This is a genomic window from Streptomyces sp. NPDC051636 (assembly GCF_044453765.1).
Lineage (GTDB): Bacteria > Actinomycetota > Actinomycetes > Streptomycetales > Streptomycetaceae > Streptomyces.
In genome coordinates this window covers 224,360-246,083 of sequence record NZ_JBITDA010000006.1, presented here as the reverse complement: position 1 = coordinate 246,083, position 21,724 = coordinate 224,360, and the positions used below count along the sequence as shown (strand labels likewise).

16 protein-coding genes are annotated in these 21,724 nt (G+C 71.3%); 11 read left to right on the top strand and 5 right to left on the bottom strand.

Features of this window, described 5'->3' with window-relative positions; all coding sequences use genetic code 11:
- The first annotated feature begins 221 nt into the window (after nt 1–221).
- Nucleotides 222–353 carry a hypothetical protein gene (locus ACIBBH_RS14570; RefSeq protein WP_089098576.1) on the top strand — a complete coding sequence of 44 codons (132 nt, stop codon included), beginning with the start codon at nt 222–224 and terminating at the stop codon, nt 351–353.
- Nucleotides 354–413: 60 nt separating this feature from the next.
- On the opposite strand, the gene ACIBBH_RS14565 is transcribed toward ACIBBH_RS14570, so the two are convergent.
- Nucleotides 414–1,976 carry a purple acid phosphatase family protein gene (locus ACIBBH_RS14565; RefSeq protein WP_399404577.1) on the bottom strand — a complete coding sequence of 521 codons (1,563 nt, stop codon included), beginning with the start codon at nt 1,974–1,976 and terminating at the stop codon, nt 414–416.
- Between the two features lie 154 nt (nt 1,977–2,130).
- Here ACIBBH_RS14565 and ACIBBH_RS14560 point away from each other — a divergent pair, with 154 nt between their 5' ends.
- From ACIBBH_RS14560 to ACIBBH_RS14540, 5 genes are all read left to right on the top strand, one after another.
- On the top strand, nt 2,131–3,174 hold the full coding sequence (locus tag ACIBBH_RS14560) for a 3-isopropylmalate dehydrogenase (protein ID WP_399404576.1): 1,044 nt from the start codon (nt 2,131–2,133) through the stop codon (nt 3,172–3,174).
- A gap of 251 nt (nt 3,175–3,425) precedes the next feature.
- The gene (locus ACIBBH_RS14555; protein ID WP_399404575.1) at nt 3,426–4,517 is read left to right on the top strand and encodes a branched-chain amino acid aminotransferase; all 1,092 of its coding nucleotides are present in this window, start codon (nt 3,426–3,428) and stop codon (nt 4,515–4,517) included.
- Between the two features lie 66 nt (nt 4,518–4,583).
- Complete coding sequence (locus tag ACIBBH_RS14550; RefSeq protein ID WP_399404574.1) at nt 4,584–5,885, top strand: MFS transporter; 1,302 nt, start codon at nt 4,584–4,586, stop codon at nt 5,883–5,885.
- Nucleotides 5,886–6,168: 283 nt separating this feature from the next.
- Nucleotides 6,169–7,773: a citramalate synthase gene (gene cimA / locus ACIBBH_RS14545; protein WP_399404573.1), complete on the top strand. Its 1,605-nt coding sequence runs from the start codon at nt 6,169–6,171 to the stop codon at nt 7,771–7,773.
- A gap of 12 nt (nt 7,774–7,785) precedes the next feature.
- Nucleotides 7,786–8,211 (top strand): VOC family protein, encoded by a 426-nt coding sequence (locus tag ACIBBH_RS14540; RefSeq protein ID WP_399404572.1) that lies wholly within the window; start codon nt 7,786–7,788, stop codon nt 8,209–8,211.
- A gap of 18 nt (nt 8,212–8,229) precedes the next feature.
- Here the strand turns inward: ACIBBH_RS14540 and ACIBBH_RS14535 are convergent, their stop codons facing one another.
- The 3 genes from ACIBBH_RS14535 to ACIBBH_RS14525 form a co-directional block, all read right to left on the bottom strand.
- On the bottom strand, nt 8,230–8,838 hold the full coding sequence (locus ACIBBH_RS14535) for a GPP34 family phosphoprotein (RefSeq protein WP_399404571.1): 609 nt from the start codon (nt 8,836–8,838) through the stop codon (nt 8,230–8,232).
- Between the two features lie 49 nt (nt 8,839–8,887).
- Entirely contained in the window at nt 8,888–9,091 is a 204-nt protein-coding gene (locus ACIBBH_RS14530) for a muconolactone Delta-isomerase family protein (RefSeq protein ID WP_399404570.1), read from the bottom strand.
- 92 nt (nt 9,092–9,183) lie between these two features.
- Nucleotides 9,184–11,049, bottom strand: coding sequence for a ricin-type beta-trefoil lectin domain protein (locus ACIBBH_RS14525; RefSeq protein WP_399404569.1), 1,866 nt, complete (start codon nt 11,047–11,049; stop codon nt 9,184–9,186).
- A 115-nt stretch (nt 11,050–11,164) separates the two neighbouring features.
- On the opposite strand from ACIBBH_RS14525, the gene ACIBBH_RS14520 reads away from it, so the two are divergent.
- The 4 genes from ACIBBH_RS14520 to ACIBBH_RS14505 all read left to right on the top strand — a co-directional run bounded on the left by ACIBBH_RS14520 (nt 11,165) and on the right by ACIBBH_RS14505 (nt 16,855).
- Complete coding sequence (locus ACIBBH_RS14520; RefSeq protein ID WP_399404568.1) at nt 11,165–14,179, top strand: glycoside hydrolase family 3 N-terminal domain-containing protein; 3,015 nt, start codon at nt 11,165–11,167, stop codon at nt 14,177–14,179.
- Nucleotides 14,180–14,305: 126 nt separating this feature from the next.
- Nucleotides 14,306–15,652 (top strand): hypothetical protein, encoded by a 1,347-nt coding sequence (locus ACIBBH_RS14515; protein WP_399404567.1) that lies wholly within the window; start codon nt 14,306–14,308, stop codon nt 15,650–15,652.
- 371 nt (nt 15,653–16,023) lie between these two features.
- Entirely contained in the window at nt 16,024–16,392 is a 369-nt protein-coding gene (locus ACIBBH_RS14510) for a hypothetical protein (protein ID WP_399404566.1), read from the top strand.
- 10 nt (nt 16,393–16,402) lie between these two features.
- Entirely contained in the window at nt 16,403–16,855 is a 453-nt protein-coding gene (locus ACIBBH_RS14505) for an ATP-binding protein (protein WP_399404565.1), read from the top strand.
- 1,586 nt (nt 16,856–18,441) lie between these two features.
- On the opposite strand, the gene ACIBBH_RS14500 is transcribed toward ACIBBH_RS14505, so the two are convergent.
- Nucleotides 18,442–19,059, bottom strand: coding sequence for a YceI family protein (locus tag ACIBBH_RS14500; RefSeq protein ID WP_399404564.1), 618 nt, complete (start codon nt 19,057–19,059; stop codon nt 18,442–18,444).
- Between the two features lie 212 nt (nt 19,060–19,271).
- Between ACIBBH_RS14500 and ACIBBH_RS14495 the strand changes: the two genes are divergently transcribed.
- Complete coding sequence (locus ACIBBH_RS14495) at nt 19,272–21,617, top strand: polysaccharide lyase 8 family protein (RefSeq protein WP_399404563.1); 2,346 nt, start codon at nt 19,272–19,274, stop codon at nt 21,615–21,617.
- Nucleotides 21,618–21,724 lie beyond the last annotated feature (107 nt).

The following is a 21,724-nucleotide window of genomic DNA, read 5'->3' as shown; positions in this document are numbered from 1 at the left end:
GCCCGCTGTCTCAGATAGTAGGAAGTCCGAGTAATTGTGGAGACAGACGCGCGTCGCTCCCTTAGCTTTGTAGGAGCCGAACGTCTCGCTCGATCCAGCGAATGGCGGTCGTGAGCCGGGCCCCGAAGCAGGCAACCCCTGCGGCACCGCTCCCCGCCCCTCCGGCGTCTCGTAACCCCGCTGTCTCTCCGCACCTCTGTGTGTCGAAGGAGCCGATCCCCATGGCCGAGACGACCGTCCGCCGCCGAGTCCGCCACGTGTCCCGCACGAGCGAGTCCGAGCGCAAGAACGCCGCCGCCGCCCTCCAGCGTGCCCTCGACCGCCGCGACAACGGCGGCGAGACCGGCCACTGAGCCGGCGGCCGCCCCCCCCCACGAACCGGGAGCCGCACCCGTTCGAGGTGCGGCGCGGCCTCACCCGCCGCGTCGCACCTCGAAGTGATCCAGCCGCCTGCCGTCCTGCGCCAGCGCCGACACCTTCAGCCGCGGGGACGCGCCCGCCCGCGCCTCGACCGACAGCAGCGAGAAGCCGGTGTAGCGCACCCGCGACCACTCCACCGTCTCCGCCCGCGGCACCTTCCCCTTCGCCCAGTGGAAGGTCTTCACCGCGTCGTGCCGGGTGATGTGCCCCTCGTAGCTGTCCTTCACGCCCGTCGGGAAGGAGTACAGGTCCCGGCCGCCACCGCCCGCGGTGACGTACACGATCCCGTCCCGGGTCGGATCCGTGGACCCGCCGACCGGCACCGTCCGGCCGACGTGACCGTTCGCAATCGCGTCCGTGCGCTCGTACACATGGTTGTGCCCGTTGATCACCAGATCGACCTTGTGCTTGGCGAACAGCGGCAGCCACTCCCTGCGGATGCCGCCGTCCGAGGCGTGCTGCGAGGTCGAGTAGGCACAGTGGTGGAAGAACACCACCACGAAGTCGACCGCCTTCGCCGCCCGCAGCTCACCGAGCCTGCGGTCCAGCCACTTCGTCTGTCTGCCGCCGGTGTAGCCCAGGTTGGCGGGGATCTCGTACGACACGTCGTTCGCGTCCAGCGCCACGAAGCCGACGTTGCCGTACGTGAACGCGTACACGCCCGGCGCCGTGTACGGGTCGAATCCGCTGTCCGGGAGGGAGAAGCGGGCCAGCTGGCCGCCGTAGCCGTCCGGTGAGTACCAGGCCTCCATGTCGTGGTTGCCGGTGGTCACCATCCACGGCACCGACTTCGCCACCGGCTCGTTCTGCTTCAAGAACAGGTCCCAGAACGTGGGATCGTAGCCGTCCGCCTTCGAACCGGCCCCGTTGACGTCCGCGTAGCAGATGTCGCCCGCGTGCAGGTGGAAGGCGGGCTTCAGACGCAGCAGCAGGTGGTCGTTGGCGTTCGCGCCCGTGCTGACGCCCTGGTCGCCGAAGGCGGTGAACACGAAGCTCTCCGGGGTCGCGGGCGCGGTGCGGAACGAGGCGATCGTGGAACGGTGTGCCGGGGAGGCGGGGTCCCAGCCGTCGTGACCGACGCCGTAGTAGTACGCCGTGCCGGGCCTGAGGCCCTCCAGGGCCGCGTGCACGTAATACTGCTCGACCGTCGGCCGCACTCCTTGCACCCCCGGGGTGCGCAGGTGGCGCACCTCGGCCTCGACCCGGCGGCCCAGGTCGTCCGGCCGCAGCCCGACGCGCACGTACGGCTTCCGCACCGCGAGCGGCACCTGCCAGGAGATCCGCATCCGCGTCCTGGGGTCGGCGCCGAAGGCCAGATGGCGGCCGAACGGGGCGACGACCGAGCCGGGCACGCGGGAGGTGACGGGGGCCGGGGCGCCCGAGGTACGGGCCGACGCCGTCGTGCCCGCGCAACCGGTCAGCAGCCCGCCCGCCACCGCGCCCGCCGTCACCAGCGTCCGGCGCCGGGTCAGCCGGGTGCGCAAGTACTCGTACTGCTCGGCCATGCTCATCCGCTCCGCGAGCCGCCGCGGAATGCCGAAGTCAGGGGTCTCCATGCCGTCAGAAGTTCCCGGCGAATCCCAACACCGCCCCAGCCAGGGGTGAACGGCGGCCAACAGGATGACACCCGCCCCCCGCACGGGTGCCCGAGCAGTGTCCGGATGGCGGACAGTCCATGTCATCCCATGGGACGAGGAGTAGGGTGCCGACATGTCTCGCAGCATCGATCTCGCAGTGATCCCCGGTGACGGCATCGGTCAGGAAGTCGTGGCCGAAGGCCTCAAGGTCCTCTCCGCCGTCCTTCCCGAGGATGTGAAGCTGGAGACCAAGGAGTACGACTTCGGCGCCAAGCGTTACCACGCCACCGGTGAGACCCTCACCGACGCCGACCTCGACGCCCTCAAGCAGCACGACGCCATCCTGCTCGGCGCGATCGGCGACCCGTCGGTGCCGTCCGGCGTCCTGGAGCGCGGCTTCCTGCTCAAGCTCCGTTTCGCCTTCGACCACCACGTCAACCTGCGTCCGTCGAAGCTCTTGCCGGGTGTCGCCACCCCGCTGGCCGGCGAGCCGCAGATCGACTTCGTCGTGGTCCGGGAGGGCACCGAGGGCCCGTACACCGGCAACGGCGGCACCATCCGCAAGGGCACCGAGCACGAGGTCGCCACCGAGGTCTCCGTCAACACGGCCTTCGGTGTCGAGCGCGTGGTCCGCGACGCCTTCGCCCGTGCCCAGGCCCGCCCGCGCAAGAAGCTGGCGCTGATCCACAAGAACAACGTGCTGACCTTCGCGGGTCACCTGTGGACCAACATCTTCAACAAGGTGGCCGCGGAGTTCCCCGACGTCACCACCGAGTACATGCACGTGGACGCGGCGACCATCTACCTGGTCACGCAGCCCGAGCGGTTCGACGTGATCGTCACCGACAATCTCTTCGGCGACATCATCACCGACCTCGCCGCGGCCGTCGCCGGCGGCATCGGCGTCGCCGCGAGCGGCAACATCAACCCCTCCGGCGAGTTCCCGTCCATGTTCGAGCCCGTACACGGCTCGGCCCCGGACATCGCCGGCCAGGGCAAGGCCGACCCCACCGCCACGGTCCTGTCCGTCGCCCTGCTGCTGCGCCACCTCGGCTACGAGGCCGAAGCGACCCGCATCGAGGACGCGGTCTCCGCCGACCTCGGCGAGCGCGCCCAGCTGCCCGCCCGCTCCACCTCGGAGATCGGCGACGCGCTGGCCGTACGAGTAGCCGGCTGACCCGCCGCGCTGTTCGGACTCTCGAAGCCGCCGGGTCGCATCCGCACCCGGCGGCTTCCCCCATGTCCCCGCCGGGTGCCACCATCATCCTCTGGGCCGCATTCACCCCGATTCCTTCCGCCGCAGGCCCCGCGAGATAATCGAACGCGGAGCCGCGGCGTGAACGAATGCTCGGACGTCCTAGCACTGGCCGGAAGGCCGTACGGGCGTGAGCGCGGCCCGTCACTACAACCGGTGAAGGACAAGCACTCATGACGACGCCCACGATCGAGCTCAAGCCGTCCGCCCACCCGCTGCCCGCAGCGGAGCGCCAGGCGATCCTGGCGAACCCCGGGTTCGGCCGCCACTTCACCGACCACATGGTGACGATCAAGTGGACCGAGGGCCGCGGTTGGCACGACGCGCAGCTCGTCCCGTACGGCCCGATCTCGCTCGACCCCTCCACCCACGTGCTGCACTACGGCCAGGAGATCTTCGAGGGCCTGAAGGCCTACCGCCAGCCCGACGGTTCGGTCGCGCTCTTCCGGCCCGAGGCCAACGCCCGCCGGTTCCGCAACTCCGCCCGCCGCATGGCCATGGCGGAGCTTCCCGAGGAGCTGTTCATCGCGGCCCTGGACGCGCTGCTCTCCCAGGACGCCGGCTGGGTCCCGCCGCACGGCGGCGAGGAGTCCCTCTACCTGCGCCCGTTCATGTTCGCCACGGAGGCCGCACTCGGCGTCCACCCGGCCAACGAGTACCTGTTCATGCTGATCGCCTCCCCGTCCGGCGCCTACTTCGCCGGCGGCGTCAAGCCGGTCACCATCTGGGTCTCCGAGGACCACGTCCGCGCCGTCCCCGGCGGCACCGGCGACGCCAAGACCGGCGGCAACTACGCCGCCTCGCTGCTGCCGCAGAAGGAGGCCGCCGCGCACGGCTGCGACCAGGTCGTCTACCTCGACGCGGTGACCCGCACCAAGGTCGAGGAGTCCGGCAGCATGAACATCGCCTTCGTCTACGGCGACCGGATCGTCACCCCCGAGCTGACCGGCTCCATCCTCGAGGGCATCACCCGCGACTCCCTCCTCCAGGTCGCCCGCGACCTCGGCTACACCGCCGAGGAGGGTGTCGTCACCCTCGAGCGGTGGCGCGAGGACGCCGCCTCCGGCGCCCTCACCGAGGTCTTCGCCTGCGGCACCGCCGCCGTGGTGACCCCCATCGGCCACGTCAAGACCAAGACCGACGCCTGGACCCACGGCGACGGCACCCCCGGCCCGGTCACCCTCCGGCTGCGCGAGGCCCTCCTGGGCGTCCAGCGCGGTATGACCGAGGACAAGCACGGCTGGATGCACCGCGTCGGCCAGTAAGGGGACGTCTTCGTACGGAATTGGGGCAAGGGAATTCCCATGCCGCCCGCCGGGCAGTAACGGCCCATGGGACGACAACACTGGAAGAAGATCTGGGTCGGCTCGGCGGGCAACATGGTCGAGTGGTTCGACTGGTTCGTGTACGCGAGCTTCGCCACCTACTTCGCCGGAGCGTTCTTCCCGAGCGGCAACCCCACCGCCCAGCTGATGAACACGGCGGGCATCTTCGCCGTCGGGTTCTTCATGCGCCCGGTCGGCGGCTGGCTGCTGGGCAGGGTCGGCGACCGCAAGGGCCGCAAGGCGGCGCTGACCCTCACCGTCACGCTCATGTCGGCGTCCGCGATCCTCATCGCGGTCGCGCCGACCTACGCGGCCGCCGGATACGGCGGCGCGTTGGTGCTCCTCGTCGCCCGCCTGCTGCAGGGCCTGTCGGTGGGCGGCGAGTACGCGGCCAGCGCCACCTACCTGACCGAGGCCTCCGACCCCCGCAGGCGCGGCTTCGCCTCCAGCTTCCAGTACGTGTCCATGACCGCGGGCCAGATCGCCGGACTCGGCCTGCAGATCATCCTGCAGCGCACCATGTCCGACGACGCCCTGCACAGCTACGGCTGGCGCATCCCCTTCGTCGTCGGCGCCCTCGGCGCCGCGGTGGTCTTCTACCTCCGGCGGAACATGCTGGAGACCGAGGTCTACGAGGAGGACATCTCCCACGCCGAGGAGCGCGGCACCCTGCGCGCGCTGTGGCAGTACCGGCGGGAGGCGTTCCTGGTCATCGCCCTGACCATGGGCGGCACGGTCGCCTACTACACGTACACCACCTACCTCACCAAGTACCTGTCGAACTCCGCGGGCCTGTCCAAGGAGACCGCGACCCTGGTCTCCTTCACCGCGCTGATCGTCTTCGCCTGCCTCCAGCCGCTCGCGGGCGCCCTCTCCGACCGCATCGGCCGCCGCCCGCTGCTGATCACCTTCGCGGTCGGCTCCACGTTCCTGACGGTCCCGATCATGACCCTGCTCAGGCGCGCGGGCAGCTACTGGCCCGCCCTCGGGCTCGCCCTCCTCGCGCTCGTCGTGGTCACCGGCTACACCTCGATCAACGCCTGTGTGAAGGCGGAGCTGTTCCCGACGGGCGTGCGCGCGCTGGGCGTGGCGCTGCCGTACGCCATCGCCAACGCCCTGTTCGGCGGCACCGCGGAATACGTCGCCCTGTGGTTCAAGAAGGCGGGGCTGGAGTCCGGCTTCTACTGGTACGTGGCCGCCTGCGCCGCCGTGTCCCTCGTGGTCTACGTCACCATGCGGGAGACGAAGGACCTGGACCTGGCCCGGGTGAAGGCCCGCGAGGCGTCCACCGTGACGACCGCATCCTGAGACGGTCGGTGAGCCGGGGGCGGGGTTGTGCCACACTGCCCCCGTGCTCTCGTTCGCCATGATTATTGGCAGCAGGCGCGCCGGTCCGCAGTGACCACCACGTACGACCAGGTACGGGTGGCCATCGTCGTCCTCGACCCGCGCGCAGACCTCTCGCACCCGCGAGGGGTTTTTTCGTCTTCCGGCCCACCTTCAGCCGGAGGCGGAGCGCCAGGGACTATGAGGGGACGGTGGAGCCGGTCATTCCGGTAAGACCGAGATTCAAAACAGGAGCCTTGAGACCATGACGGAAACCAGCCAGCCGGACGATTCGTTCCACGTCTTCGACACCACCCTGCGCGATGGCGCCCAGCGCGAGGGCATCAACCTCACCGTCGCCGACAAGCTGGCCATCGCTCGGCACCTGGACGACTTCGGCGTGGGCTTCATCGAGGGCGGCTGGCCCGGCGCCAACCCGCGCGACACCGAGTTCTTCGCCCGCGCCCAGCAGGAGATCGACCTCCAGCATGCCCAGCTGGTCGCCTTCGGCGCCACCCGCCGCGCGGGCGCCAAGGCTGCGGACGACCCCCAGGTCAAGGCCCTGCTCGACTCCGGCGCCCCGGTGATCACCCTGGTCGCCAAGTCGCACGACCGGCATGTGGAGCTGGCGCTGCGCACCACGCTGGACGAGAACCTCGAGATGGTCCGCGACACCGTGTCCTTCCTGCGGGAGCAGGGCCGCCGGGTCTTCGTCGACTGCGAGCACTTCTTCGACGGCTACCGGGCCAACCCGGAGTACGCCAAGTCGGTCGTCCGGGCGGCCTCGGAAGCGGGCGCGGACGTGGTCATCCTGTGCGACACCAACGGCGGCATGCTGCCGGCGCAGGTCCACGCGGTCGTCTCCACCGTCCTCGCCGACACCGGCGCCCGGCTCGGCATCCACGCCCAGGACGACACGGGCTGCGCGGTCGCCAACACCCTCGCCGCCGTCGACGCGGGCGCGACCCACGTCCAGTGCACGGCGAACGGCTACGGCGAGCGCGTCGGCAACGCCAACCTCTTCCCGGTCGTCGCGGCCCTGGAACTGAAGTACGGCAAGAAGGTCCTCCCCGACGGCCGCCTGCGCGAGATGACCCGTATCTCGCACGCCATCGCCGAGGTCGTCAACCTCACCCCCTCCACCCACCAGCCGTACGTCGGTGTCTCCGCCTTCGCCCACAAGGCGGGCCTGCACGCCTCCGCCATCAAGGTCGACCCGGACCTCTACCAGCACATCGACCCCGAGCTGGTCGGCAACACCATGCGCATGCTGGTCTCCGACATGGCGGGCCGCGCGTCGGTGGAGCTGAAGGGCAAGGAGCTGGGCATCGACCTCGGCGGCGACCGCGAGCTGGTCGGCCGGGTGGTCGAGCGGGTGAAGGAACGGGAGCTCGAGGGCTACACCTACGAGGCGGCCGACGCCAGCTTCGAGCTGCTGCTGCGCGCCGAGGTCGAGGGCAGGCCCCTGAAGTACTTCGACGTGGAGTCCTGGCGCGCCATCGTCGAGGACCGCCCCGACGGCACCCACGCCAACGAGGCCACCGTCAAGCTCTGGGCCAAGAGCGAGCGCATCGTCGCCACGGCCGAGGGCAACGGCCCCGTCAACGCCCTCGACCGGGCCCTGCGCGTCGCCCTGGAGAAGATCTACCCCCAGCTGGCCAAGCTCGAGCTGGTCGACTACAAGGTCCGCATCCTCGAGGGCAAGCACGGCACCCAGTCCACGACCCGCGTGCTGATCTCCACCTCCGACGGCACCGGCGAATGGTCCACGGTAGGCGTGGCGGAGAACGTGATCGCGGCGTCCTGGCAGGCCCTGGAGGACGCGTACACGTACGGCCTGCTCCGGGCCGGCGTGGAGCCGGCGGAGTAGCACAGTGGAGGCATGACCGAAGACGACAGGAACCCTCTGGCCCGGGCTCGCGTGGCGACCAGGCTGCCGGCCCGGGACCTGGACCGGGCCCGGCGCTTCTACCGCGACCGGCTCGGACTGGAGCCCGTCGACGAACGGCCCGGCGGGCTGCTGTACCGGTGCGCGGGCGCGGACTTCGTGGTGTTCCGCTCGACGGGGGCCTCGCCGGGCACGTTCACCCAGATGGCTTTCGAGGTGGACGACATCGAGACGGCCGTGGCGGAGCTCAGGCGGCGCGGTGTGGTGTTCGAGGAGGTCGACGCGCCCGGATTCCGTACGCGGGACGGGATCGCCGAGATCGAGGGGAACTACCCGAGCAAGGGCGCACGCGGCGAGCGCGGTGCCTGGTTCCGGGACAGCGAGGGGAACCTGCTGGGCATTGGGCAGCCGACGCGGTAGCCGGCGGCGCCGGGCCCCTCAGGGTGCCCGCCAGACGTTGTCGAAGGCCGCGTCCTCGATGCGGCGTCGCTGCCGCACGGCCTCCAGCTCCGTCAGCGCGCCGCCCACGGCCGCCAGGACGGTCACCACCGCGTCGTCGGGAAGGTCCTCCGGGACCGCTTCCGCCGCCCCCTCCGGGATCCCCAGGGCGGCCGCGAGACCGACGAGGACCGGCTCGCGGGAGGCCCAGCGGTCGGCGGCGTGCCGCCGGGCCGGCGAGTCGGCCGGAGCGCCGCCCCCGCTCCGCCAGGGAAGCCAGCGGTGGTGGGATCCGGTGGCCCGCCCCTCCGCCTCCAGCGCATCGGCATAGGCCGCGGCCAGACCGCGCCCCCGGCGCCACAGCCAGTCCTCGACGGACTCGTACGGCGCCTGCCGGACGAGCGCCGCCCCCGCCTCGTCCTGCAGCCGGTCACCCGTGGCCGGCTGCAGGCCGGGCAGGATGCGGTCGTCCTCCAGGGTGACGGCGTCGGCGGCGATCAGGTCCGCCAGTTCGGCCCCCGCCAGGGCGAGCGACAGGTCCCCCTGCTCGACGGGCCGGCTGGACGGGACGTCCAGCGTGACGATCAACAGGTCCCGCGCTGTGGTCATGTCGGACTCCGGGTCTCAAGGCGTGGTCCAGGGGAGCGGAGCGGTGCCGTCACGGTGTCCCGCCGGTCCGCCCCGGGTCGTTCGGGTGGGGCTCCAGCGGGGTGACGCCGAGGGTCGTCCACGGGCGCAGCGGGAGCGTGCCGAGCGCCTTCTCGTGGAGTTCCTCCCCGTCGGCGGCCCGCCGCCGGTCGACCTCCTCCTGACCGGTGCCCTCGGGGACGGTGGTGGTGATCTCGACCAGGAACTCTCTCATGGACCTGCTCCGCTCGGCGGGGCGTCCGGCGGGTACCGGACGCCGCGGATGGCTTCCCTCCCCTCATCCTCTGCCTGCCGCCCGGTGAGCGCCTACTGCAACCGCCATTTCTGGTTCGCCGCCCCCGTGCACGACCAGATCTGCGCCCGCGCACCGTTGGCCGACGAGGCGTCCGTCACGTCGAGGCACTTGTCCGCGGCGAGGTTCACCACGTCGCCGGTCGACGCGTTGTACGACCACCGCTGGGCGCCGGTGCCGTTGCAGTCGTACAGCTGCACCTTCGCCCCGTCGGCCGTTGACGCCGACGTCACGTCCAGGCACTTGCCGAGCGCCTGGACCGACCCGTCCGCCTGCACGGTCCAGCGCTGTGCCGCCGAGCCATTGCAGTCGTACAGCTGCACCGCCGTACCGTTGGCCGGCGAACCCCCGGCCACGTCAAGGCACTTGCCCGCGAGCCCCACGAACGCCCCGGACCGCCCACCGTCACCCGACTGTGTCCCCGACCAGGTGAAGGTGGCCGAGGTCTTCCCGGGCAGCGAGTAAGTGGCGTGCTGTGAGCCCCAGTTGATGGAGACCGTCCGCGCGCTCGCGGAGTCGTTGTACGCGATCAGCGCCTTGCTGCCGTCCGGGTTGAGCCACGCCACGTTCGGCACCGAGGCGGACGCCGTGGACGCGATCCGCTGCGCCCCCGGCCGGACGAACTTCGTCAGGTGCCCCATGTCGTAGTACTCGACGGTGTAGTCCACCGTCCCGCTCGCACCGTCCCCGTTGTGCACGGTGATCAGCCCGGTGCACGTGCCGCACCCGCCGTTGTGCGGACCCATGTTCTGGTCCACCGCCAGGGACCACTTCGTCACCGACTTCGCCCAGTTCCGCGTGTAGTCCACGATGTCGAGCATGTCCTCGCGCTGCTGGTTCGCGATCCACGTCCCGCCCGAGTGCTCGGTGCCGAAGGCGTCCAGCTGCGGGTACTGGTCGTGCACGGACGTCTGCTTCGTGACGTCACCGCCGTAGCCGTGCCAGGCGATCCCGCCGAAGTTCGGATGGCTGCGGATCGCCGGGTCGTCCACCGTCTGCGCCGCGTACGAGTCGTAGGTGTCCCAGTTCCAGTCGAGCGCCAGCACCTTCGTCGGCAGTCCCGCCGCCTGGAGCTTCGGCAGGAGCTCCGCACTGGTGAAGTGGGCCAGCCCGCTCGCGTTCCAGCTCATCGACGGATACCCCGAGCAGCAGGTCGGCTCGTTCTGGGCGGTCACGTACGACACCGGGACGCCCTGGTCGCGGTAGGCCTGGAGGTACTTCACGAAGTACGAGGCGTACGCGCCGTAGTCCTCCGCCTTCAGCCAGCCCCCGTTGAGCTGCCCGCTGTCCTTCATCCAGGCCGGCGCGGTCCACGGCGAGGCCGTCACCGTCAGCGCCGGATTCAGCTGGAGCGCCTGCTTCGTCAGCGGCACGACGTCCGCGAGGTCGTGCGCGATCGAGAACCGGGACAGCGACGGATCGGTCTGCCCGGCCGGCACGTCGTCGTACGTGTACCCGTACCGCGCGAGATCCGAGGCGCCCATCGGATTGCGCAGGAAGGACAGCCCGATCCCGTCCGCCGGCGAGAACAGCTTCCGCATGGTCGCGTCCCGCGTGGCCTGCGACAGCGCCCCGCTGCTGTTCATCAGCCAGGCCGCGGTGTCCGTGAAGGAGGCGCCGCCCCCGGTGAAGGTCTGGTACCGGGTGTTCTCGTCGACGGTGATGTTCTCGCCGCCGCCACCGGTGCCGGACTGGAAGGCGAACGGCGTCTGGGCCTGGAGGCCCCGGACCACGTGCCGGCCGCCGGGGTCGTCGGTCGTGGTGAGCCAGGCCGTGACCTGCTCACCGGCCGCGTGCGCGGGGGGCACGGCGGCGGTGAACCCGGCGGTGGTGAGCACTCCGGCCAGCAGCAGCCGGACCGCCCGAACGGATCTGCTCATGGTGCGTCGCCCTTCGGACTCGGCTGACGAGGCGTCTTGACGGGCTTGCGCGCCGTGAGTTAACTCACGGCATGATCTAAGTCCTGAGTGAACCACGAGAGCTGAGGGAAGGTCTATGCCGAGAACCGCCCTGCTCGTCTCCGCCGTCCTGTGCACCGCTCTGTTGTCGCCGGCCGCCTCCCACGCGGCCGACGACCCGGCCCCCACCCCCGTCGACCGCTTCGAGGGCGAGGTCCCCTTCGCCTCCCGGCCCGCGGAGGGCGTCTTCACCTGGGGCGGCGACACCGACGACCCGCCCGCCCTCCGGCTCACGGCCGCCCCGGACGCCCCTGAGGGCGCGAAGGTCCTCACCGGCACCTGCGACATCAGCGGCTACGGCGGCTTCACCCACGACTACGCCGCGGCCGGACCCGCCCGCGACTGGTCCGCCCACAAGGGCATCCGCTTCTGGTGGGACGGCCGGGACAACGGCAGGAAGATCGCCTTCGAGATCAAGGACGGCGGCGCCAACGGCGAGGCCTCGGAGCTCTGGACGACCTCCTTCACCGACGACTTCACCGGCTGGAAACGGATCGAGATCCCCTTCACCGACTTCACCTACCGAACGGACTACCAGCCGGTCGGCGGCATCGACCACGTCCTCGGTCTCACCCGGATGTGGGGGTACGCCGTCACGCTCCCCGCCGGTGTCAAGGGCACCTTCGCCATGGACGACGTCGAGCTGTACGGCAGGGCCGACCAGTCCCTGCGCGCCTCCGTCACCACCGGCTCCGCCGTCCTCCCGGTCAAGGAGGGCGGCACGGCCACGGTCGAGGTCGGCGTCGCCACCACCGGCGCCGCCCCGATCGACGAGCCCGTGACGGTCACGTACGAGACGACGGCGACCGGCACCGCCACCCCCGGCAGGGACTACACCCCGGTCTCGGGAACCCTCACCTTCCCGGCCGGTACGGCCTCCGGCACCACCCAGGCCCTCAGGGTCCCCACCCTCAAGGACCGCACAGCCGAGTCCGCCGAGACGATCCCCCTGAAGCTCACGGTGACCGGGGCCAAGGCGCCCACCGAGACCCCGCAGGTCGTCATCGACGCCCACGGACTGCCGTACCTGGACAGCGGGTTGCCGGTGAAGAAGCGCGTCGCGGACCTGCTGTCCCGCATGTCCCCGGCGGAGAAGGCCGGCCAGATGACCCAGGCCGAGCGCGGCGCCCTGACCGACCAGGGCGACATCGCCACGTACGCTCTCGGCTCGCTGCTCTCCGGCGGCGGCTCCACCCCGACGCCCAACACCCCCGAGGGGTGGGCGAAGATGATCGACGCCTTCCAGCTCCGCGCCCAGGCGACCCGCTTCCAGATCCCCCTGGTCTACGGCGTGGACGCGGTCCACGGCCACAACAACCTGGTCGGCGCCACGATCATGCCGCACAACATCGGTATCGGCGCCACCCGCGACCCCCGACTCGCCCAGCGCACAGGCGCGGTGACGGCCGCCGAGGTCCGGGCCACCGGCATCCCCTGGGACTTCGCCCCCTGCCTCTGCGTCAGCCGCGACGAACGCTGGGGCCGCTCCTACGAGTCCTTCGGCGAGGACCCGGCGCTGGTGAAGTCCATGGAGACGATCATCCAGGGCCTCCAGGGCCGAGCGGACGGCCGGGACCTGAGCCGCGACGACAAGGTCCTGGCCACCGCCAAGCACTTCGTGGGCGACGGCGGCACCGAGTACGGCTCCTCGACCACCGGGACGTACAAGATCGACCAGGGCGTCACCAAGGTCACCCGGCAGCAGCTCGAAGCCGTCCACCTGGCTCCGTACCGGACGGCCGTCGACCGGGGCATCGGCACGGTCATGCCGTCCTACTCCTCCCTCGACATCCTCGGCGACGGCCAGGGCCCGGTGAAGATGCACGCCCGCGCCGACATGATCAACGGCGTTCTCAAGGACCGCATGGGCTTCGACGGCTTCCTGATCAGCGACTGGGCGGCGATCGACCAGCTGCCCGGGGACTACGCGAGCGACGTCCGTACGTCCGTCAACGCGGGCCTCGACATGATCATGGTCCCGTACGCCTACAAGGACTTCACCACGACACTCGTCGACGAGGTGAAGGCGGGCCGCGTCAGCGAGCAGCGGATCGACGACGCCGTCTTCCGCATCCTCACCCAGAAGTTCGGGCTGGGTCTCTTCGAGCACCCCTACGCCGACACCGCCGGCGCCGCGCGGATCGGGTCCCGGGCCCACCGGGTCCTCGCCCGGCAGGCGGCGGCCGAGTCGCAGGTCCTGCTGAAGAACACGGGCGGCCTGCTGCCGCTGAAGAAGAACCAGAAGGTGTACGCCGCCGGATCCAACGCCGACGACATCGGCACCCAGGCCGGCGGCTGGACCGTCACCTGGCAGGGCTCCTCCGGAAACATCACTCCCGGCACCACGATCCTGGAGGGGATGCGGAAGGCGGGCGGCGACGTCACCTACTCCAAGGACGCCTCGGCGCCCCTGACCGGCTACGACGCCGGCGTGGTCGTCGTCGGCGAGACCCCGTACGCCGAGGGCGTCGGTGACGTCGGCAACGGCCACGACCTCCGGCTCTCCGCCGCCGACCAGGCAACCGTGGACAAGGTGTGCGCGGCCATGAAGTGCGCGGTGCTGATCGTCTCCGGGCGCCCGCAGCTCATCGGCGACCGGCTCGGCACGATCGACGCCCTGGTCGCCTCCTGGCTGCCGGGCACGGAGGGCGACGGCGTGGCCGACGTGCTGTACGGCAGGCGGCCCTTCACCGGACAGCTCCCCGTGACCTGGCCGAAGTCCGAGGCACAGCTGCCGATCAACGTCGGCGACAGCTCGTACGACCCGCAGTTCCCCTACGGCTGGGGCCTGACCACCCTGACCAAGGTCCCGCACGGGGCCGAGGCGACCCTGCGGGCGCTGGCCGCCGCCGCGACGGCCACCGAGAAGGCGGGCGCGGACGAGGCAGGGCGCGCGCTGGTCACCAGGGCGCGCCTGATCGTCCAGGGCAGGATCGGGCAGGAGATCACCCCGTCGGTGGCGAAACCCTTCGCCGACGCGGACCATCTGCTGCTGACCGGGCGGTACGGGGAGGCGGTGCGCAAGCTGCTGGAGGCGTATCGGGCGGCTTGAGAGCCGTATGAGTCCGCGGGAAGACCTTTGAGAGCCGTATGAGGCCAAGCGGAGACAAGGGGAAAACGGCAGGTTTCCCACCTGCATAAATGACCGGTTTGGAGAGGCTTCGGGTAGTTTCGAAGCATGAAGGGTGTCGTACGGACCCGAAGCCTCCCAGTGCTGTTGCTGGCCCTGGCGCTGGCCGTCCTGACCGTGCTGGCGCCGCGGGCGACGGCGGCCACCAGCGTCTCGACGATCGCCGAGGCCCTCCGCAAGAGCCCCGTCTACGTCGACCCGGCCGCCTCCGCCCAGCTGTCGGCGCAGGAGGCCGGCACCCTCGCCCGGCGGGTCAAGGACGCGGACAAACCCCTTTTCATCGCGGTCCTCCCGGCCGACTACCCCACCCGTGACCTCTTCACCGACCTGCGCACCGCCACCGGCGTCACCGGCCTGTACGCCATCCGCCTCGGCGACCGCTTCGACGCCCGCGCCGACTCCTCGGTCCTGCCCCGCACGGCCGTCCACAACCTGGTCACCAGCGTCCAGGGCGAGAAGGCGACGACCCAGCTCACCGACTTCACCGACCGCGCCCTGGCCAACATGGGCGGCAAGGCCCCCTCGTCCTGGGGCTCCTCCGCCCGCGGCGGCACCGGGATCTCCAGTACCGCACTGATCACCACGGCAGCCGTCCTCGTGCTCTGTGGCGCGGGCGCCTACACAATGGTCCGTCGAGGCCGCCGCCGCCACGCGGAGGAACAGCGGGCCGCCCTGGACCGGCTGCGCGTGGTGGTGGACGAGGACATCACCGCCTTCGGCGAGGAACTGGACCGCCTCGACTTCCACCCCGCCGAGGCCGGCGCCGACGACGCCATGCGCGCGGACTACGAGCGGGCCCTGGACGCCTACGAGAACGCCAAGCAGTCCATGGCCGGGGCCCGCAAACCCGAGGATGTCCGCGCCGTCACCGAAGCCCTGGAGGACGGCCGCTTCTCCCTCGCCCAGCTCGCCGCCCGCCGCCAGGGACGCCCCCTGCCCGAACGCCGCCCACCCTGCTTCTTCGACCCCCGTCACGGCCCCTCGGTCACCGACGCCGCCTGGACACCCCCCGGCGGCGCACCCCGCGAGGTCCCGGTCTGCGCCGCCGACGCCACCCGTCTGGCAGACGGCCGTGACCCCGTCATCCGCGAGGTCGACACCGACTACGGCCGCCGCCCCTACTGGGACGCGGGCCCTGTCTACGGCCCCTGGGCGGGCGGCTACTTCGGCGGCGGCATCCTGCCCGGCCTGCTCATCGGCACGCTCCTGGGAAGCGCGATGGCGGGCCCCGCGTACGCGGCGGACTACGGGTCCGGTTACGGGGACTTCGGCGGCGGATACGAGGGCGGTGACGTGTCGGGGCCGGACTTCGACACCGGGGACTTCGGGGGCGGGTTCGGCGACGGCGGGGGAGGGGACTTCGGCGGGGGCGGCGGGGACTTCGGGAGCTTCTGAGCAGCGGTCGGCGGCTGTCGGCGGCTGTCGGAGGAGGACCGGTCGCCGCTGTCCTCGGGTGGCTCGTACGGCAGACCGGCCAGCCGCTCCAGCAGCGCGCCCGCCAGTACGAGCACCCCGCGCTCGGTCTCGCTGAGGGACGCCAGCGCCCCGTCCAGCCAGGCATCGCACCGGCCCATGTCCCGCTCCAGGGCCCGCCGCCCCTCCACCGTGAGCGACAACACGGACTGCCGCCGGTCGAGGGTGCCCGCTTCCCGCACGATCAGTGCGTCCTCCTCCAGCTCGGCGAAAACCCGGGTGAGCGACTGCGGCCGCTGCCGCTCGGCCGCCGCGATCTGTGGCTGGAGGATGCCGCCGGACTCCACACCGACGTGCTGGTCCCCGCGGTCGCCCTGACTCTGACCCTGTTCTCCACCCAGCGCACCGCGGACACGCGCCGCAGGCTCACGGCGCTGCCCCTGCTGCCGGCGACGGCGGGCGTGGCGCCGCTGCTCGGCCGGCTCATCGCCACGCACTACGCCACCGGAGCGGCCGTCTACACGGCCGGGATCTCCCTGGCCATCTGGATCCGCCGCTACGGCCAAGCCGCCATGAAGGCGGGCACCCTGATAACCCTCCCCAGCAGCACCATGGGCCCGTCGAGGCAGGAGTGCGGCGTCCGGTCCATCGGCATAGATGATCTGCATGCTCATGTGGACGGCTCGGTGTACTCCAGGATCCACTGTAGTGACGGACAGTGACACTGGCCTCATGGACGCGGAACCCCAAAACCCCCACACCCGCGGGGCGTTCTACCGCCGGGACCGCAGATCGGTGCGCCTGGCGAGGGGCTTTGCGCGTACGACGCTGGCGGACTGGCGGATCACACCGTGCACGGACGACGTACTGCTCTGCGTAAGCGAGTTGGCGACCAACGCGCTCCTGCACCGTGTCCCACCCGGCCGTGACTTCACCCTCCGCCTGACCCTCCACCCCGACGGCACCCTAGGCATCGAAGTCCACGACAGCGGAGGCGGTGAGGTCCACGTCCCCGAGCCGTCCCCGGAGTCGGAACACGGCCGGGGTCTGGTGCTGGTGGCGGCGCTGTCGGACAAGCGGGGCGTGGGTGAACGGCACCCGGGCAAGATGGTGTGGGCGGAGTTCGAAAGTGACCGTGGGGCCGCCCGCTTCTCGTCGATTGTCGTGCTTGCGCGAGCCGAGTAAAGGGCGCTTCCGCTCCGCTGCGCTGCGCTCTCGCGTCGCCTTCGGCGATGGCCCTGCGGGCCACCCTTGACTCGGCTCGCTCCAGCACGGGGGAGAAGCGTGCGGGCGGCCCGGGGAGAGCGGGGGGCCGAGGTGGGCCTTCCCTTGGGTGGGCTGCGTCGCGGGCCGGGGTGTGGGGGCGCGGTCGCGTCTCGCCTGCACGCCGGGTGGGTTTGGCGGCGATCGGTGAGTGGGGGGTGGGGGTGGGGTGCGCGCTGGGTGGGTGGGGGTATGCCGGGCGGGCTTAGCGGCTGACGGCCGGTGGTGAGTGGTGAGCGAGTGGTGAGTGGGTGAGTGGGTGAGTGGGTGAGTGCGTGGGGCGGTGGGGGCGGGGGCGTCACGCCAGCCTCGCCTCACGACCCTCGCCAGTCACGGTCGGCGAGGAAGTTGGAGGATTTGGGCCAGGGGCGGGCGGCAAAGGGCAGGTCGGCGAGCTCGGGAGTGGCCCACATTCTCCAATTGCGGCCGCCAGCCCCACCACGCACCCTCCCGCCCGGCCCGATGACGGTGAGTGGAGAGTTCGTCCCGGCGGCCGGACGCAAAATCCCAGGCCACGGACGGCCGGGATGGGGCAAGCCTCCCACTCACCGTCATCGGGCCGGGTTTGCCCGGGATTGGCGCACCGGACCGCCCGTCCGTCGCGGAGGCGCCCCGAATGCAAGCCGCCGCCCCCACCTGGCGTCGGCCCCCGCCCGCTGCGCCCCGCCCGCCGGTCGTAAGCCGCTAAGCCGCCCCGGCGTGCCCCGTCCGCCGGACGCGCACCGCCACCGGCACCCCCCTTCACCGTTCGCCGCCATCCCGCCCGGCGTGCGGGCGAGGCGCGACGGCGCCCCGCCCGCCGTTCGTAAGCCCACCCCCCTTCACCGTTCGCCGCCATCCCGCCCGGCGTGCGGGCGAGACGCGACGGCGTCCCACCCGTCGGTCGTAAGCCGCTAAGCCGCCCCGGTGTTCCCCCACCCACGCAGCGCGCACCCCACCCCCACCCCCACTCACCGTTCACCGCCAAACCCGCCCGGCGTGCGGGCGAGGCGCGACCGCGCCCCACCCGCCGGCCGTAAGCCGCTAAGCCGTCCCGGCGTCCCCCCACCCACGCAGCGCGCACTCCACCCCCACCCCCACTCACCGATCGCCGCCAAACCCACCCGGCGTGCAGACGAGGCGCGACCGCGTCCCCGCACCCTGGCCGGGGACGCAGCCCACGGAAGGGGTGCCTGCCCCGGCCCCCGCTTTTCCTGGGCCGCTCGCTCGCTTCTTCCCCGTGCTGGAGCGGCCCGGGTCAAGGGTCGGCCGTAGGCCGATCGCCGAAGGCGACGCGGAGTGGAGCGAAGCGGAACGCAGCGCCCTTGAGGCGGGCCGTGGAAGCACGACAATGACCAGGAAGCGAGTGGCCCCCACGCCCACTTGGAACGCCGTCGAGGTCAGTGGGCCCAAGGCCGGGACCCGGAAGGGGTCCACCATTCGAGCCCCGGGCACCCCGGGTCAGGCTGGGAGGGCGGGCGCGTTCCGGGGGCGTGAGTTCTCGGCGGCGCGGTCGGCAGGCCGTACGCTCACGCGTTCTTGATCGCCGAGATGTCGAAGTTCAGCTTGATCTTGTCGGAGACGAGGACGCCGCCGGTCTCCAGCGCCGCGTTCCAGGTGAGGCCCCACTCGGAGCGCAGGATCTCGGCCGTGCCCTCGAAGCCGACGCGCTCGTTACCGAAGGGGTCCTTCGCGGCGCCGTTGAACTCGAGGTCGATGGTGAGCGGCTTGGTGACGCCGAGGATGGAGAGGTCGCCGGTGATGCGGTAGTCGTCGCCGCCGAGGGCCTCCGCCCTGGTGGAGCGGAAGGTCATCGTCGGGAACTCGTCGGTCTTGAAGAAGTCCGACGACTTCAGGTGGCCGTCGCGGTCGGCGTTGCCCGTGTCGATGCTGTCCATCTTGATGTCGATCGAGGCGGTTGAGCCGGCCGGGTCGGTGCCGTCCAGGTGCAGGGTGCCGGTGAAATCGAGGAACTTGCCCTTGACGTTGGTGACCATGGCGTGCCGGGCCACGAAGCCGATCGTGGTGTGGGCCGGGTCGATCGTGTAGTCGCCGGTCAGCGCGGCCGGCTCGGGGTTGACGGCGGCCGGCGTCGACGGGGTGGCGGTCTCGGCGTCGGCGGTGTTCTTGCGGCCGAAGATGCTCATGGCGTGCTCCTGCTCCCTGGGGACGGATCGGCGGTCATTCGCCGATGATGTTGAAGATTCAACTGATACCAAAACGACCGTAGACCTATTCCGTTCAAGGTTCAACTTCATCCGCCGGTCTGTCGCGCCCGCTACCGCACGCTCTCACCCGCTACCGGCGTCATCGCCCGCTTGCTTCCGTTGCCGCGGTGGAAGGAGTACACGCCAGGGGTATGCCCTCCACGCGCCGTACTTTCCTCACCGCCGCCGTGCTCGGCACGGCCCTCACCGCCACGACGGCCACCGGCACCGCCCGCGCCGCCGCCGGCGACCCCGCCCCCGACCCGTACGGCACTCTCCGCCACCGCTGGCTCGCCATCGCCCTCGGTACCGGCTACGACCCCACCGCCCAGCCCTACGCCTCCCGCCTCGCCCGGACCGGCGAACTCGCCCGCGCCTTACAAGCCGCCATGGCCCCGGCGCCCACCTCCCTCTGGCCGGGCTACCCCTTCGACCCGCCCTCCGGCATCACTCAGAGCTACAGCCGTCTGTGGACCATGACCCAGGCCTGCCTCCAGGACGGCACCGGCTCCACCGGCGACGCCACCCTCCTCGCGGACGTCCTGCGCGGCCTCGATCACCTCTCCGCCACCGTCTACAACCCCGCCACCACCCGCTACGGCAACTGGTGGGAATGGCAGATCGGGAGTCCCCGGCTCCTGACGGACATCACCGCCGCCCTGTACGACCACCTCGGCGATGCCCGGGTCAGCGCAGCCTGCGCCGCCGTCGACCACTTCATCCCCGACAGCATGCTCACCGACTACTCCGGCACCTCCACCGGCGCCAACCGCGTCGACCTGTGCCGCAGCGTCGCCCTGCGCGGCGTCCTCGGCCGGGCCGCCGACCGGATCGCGCTCGCCCGGGACGCCCTCTCGCCGGTCTTCCCCTACGTCACGAAAGGCGACGGGCTGTACACCGACGGCTCGTTCGTCCAGCACACCTGGGTCGCCTACTCCGGGACGTACGGTCAGGTCATGCTCGACGGACTCGGGCGGCTGTTCACCCTGCTCGCCGGATCGGAGTGGGAGGTCACCGACCCGGAGCGGCAGAACGTCCTCGACAGCGTCGAGCACGCCTACGCGCCCCTCATCCACGACGGGTTGGTCATGGACTGCGTCAACGGGCGTGCCATCAGCCGGGGCTACCTGAAGAGCGACGATCTGCATGTCATGCGCAGCGACCACTTCCACGGGCAGCAGCTCATCGCCGCCATGGCGCTGCTGGCGGGCGGCGCCGGGCAGGAGGAGCGGGAGCGGTGGCACGGCCGTATCAAGGGGTGGATCCAAAGGGACACTGTCACCCCCGTCCTGACGGCTCCTCAGTTAGGCGTCGCCGACCTCGCCCGGCTGCACGCCGTTGCCGATTCGCCCGTGGCTGCCGCGCCCGAGCCCACCGGCCACCACCTCTTCGCGGCCATGGACCGCGCCGTGCACCGCCGGCCCGGCTTCGTCGCCGCTCTGTCCATGTCCAGCGACCGCATCGCCTCGTACGAGTGCGGCAACGGCGAGAACCCGCGCGGCTGGCACACGGGCGCCGGGATGCTCTACTGGTGGGCCGCCGACCGGAGTGGCCGGTCCGATCAGTACACGGACTGGTTCTGGCCCACGGTGAACTGGTACCGGCTGCCCGGCACCACCGTCTCCACCAAGCCCCTCGCCGACCGGGCCGGCGGCGAGTGGGGCGCGCCCAAGCCGGACGTGCGCTGGGCCGGCGGGACGACGGACGGCGAGTACGCGGCGATCGGCCAGCACGTGAAGGGCCTGGACAGCACGCTCCAGGCCCGCAAGTCCTGGTACTGCGTCGCGGACGCGGTGATCTGCCTCGGTGCCGGCATCACCTGCGCCGACGGCGTCCCCGTCGAGACGATCGTGGACAACCGGAATCTGGGCGGGGGCGGCACGCAGACCTTCGTGCGGGGCCGGGGCTGGGCGCACCTCGAGGGTCACGGCGGCTGGATCCTGCCGTACGGCGACGGCGATCTGCGCACCCTCCGCGAGGACCGTACCGGCGCCTGGTCCGACATCAACGACGGCGGTACGACGGAGCGGCGCACCCGGCGCTGGCAGACCCTCTGGCTGGACCACGGCACCGACCCCGCGGACGCCGCCTACGTCTACGTCCTCCTCCCCGGTTCCTCCCGCTACCAGGTCGCAGCCCGCGCCGCCGACCGCAACTGGCTGTGGGTCCTTGCCAATGACGCCCGCCGGCAGGCGGTCGCCGTGCCCTCCCTCGGTCTGACCGCCGCCACCTTCTGGCAGGCCGCCACGGCCGGACCGCTGACCGCCTCCGCGGGTGCGAGCGTGCTGCTCCGGCGCCGGGGGCGGACGGCTAGGCTGTGTGTCAGCGAGCCGCCGCGCACCGGTGAGCCGCTGGAGATTGTCTGGGATCATCCGGTGCGCTCGGTGCTGCGGGCGGACGATTCGGTGGAGGTCCTTTCGGCGGGCCGCCGTTTGAGGGTCCGTGTCACTCCGGGGATGGCATGTGCCACGCACGAATGTGAAGTGGCTCTCCGGTGACGGCTTTGTGGCGTACCTACAACGCGCACGCCCTCTGAGCAGTCGGAACGGCTGCATCCCGTGGTGGTTCTGTTCACTGCTACCAGGAAAACGGGCCGGAGACTGTA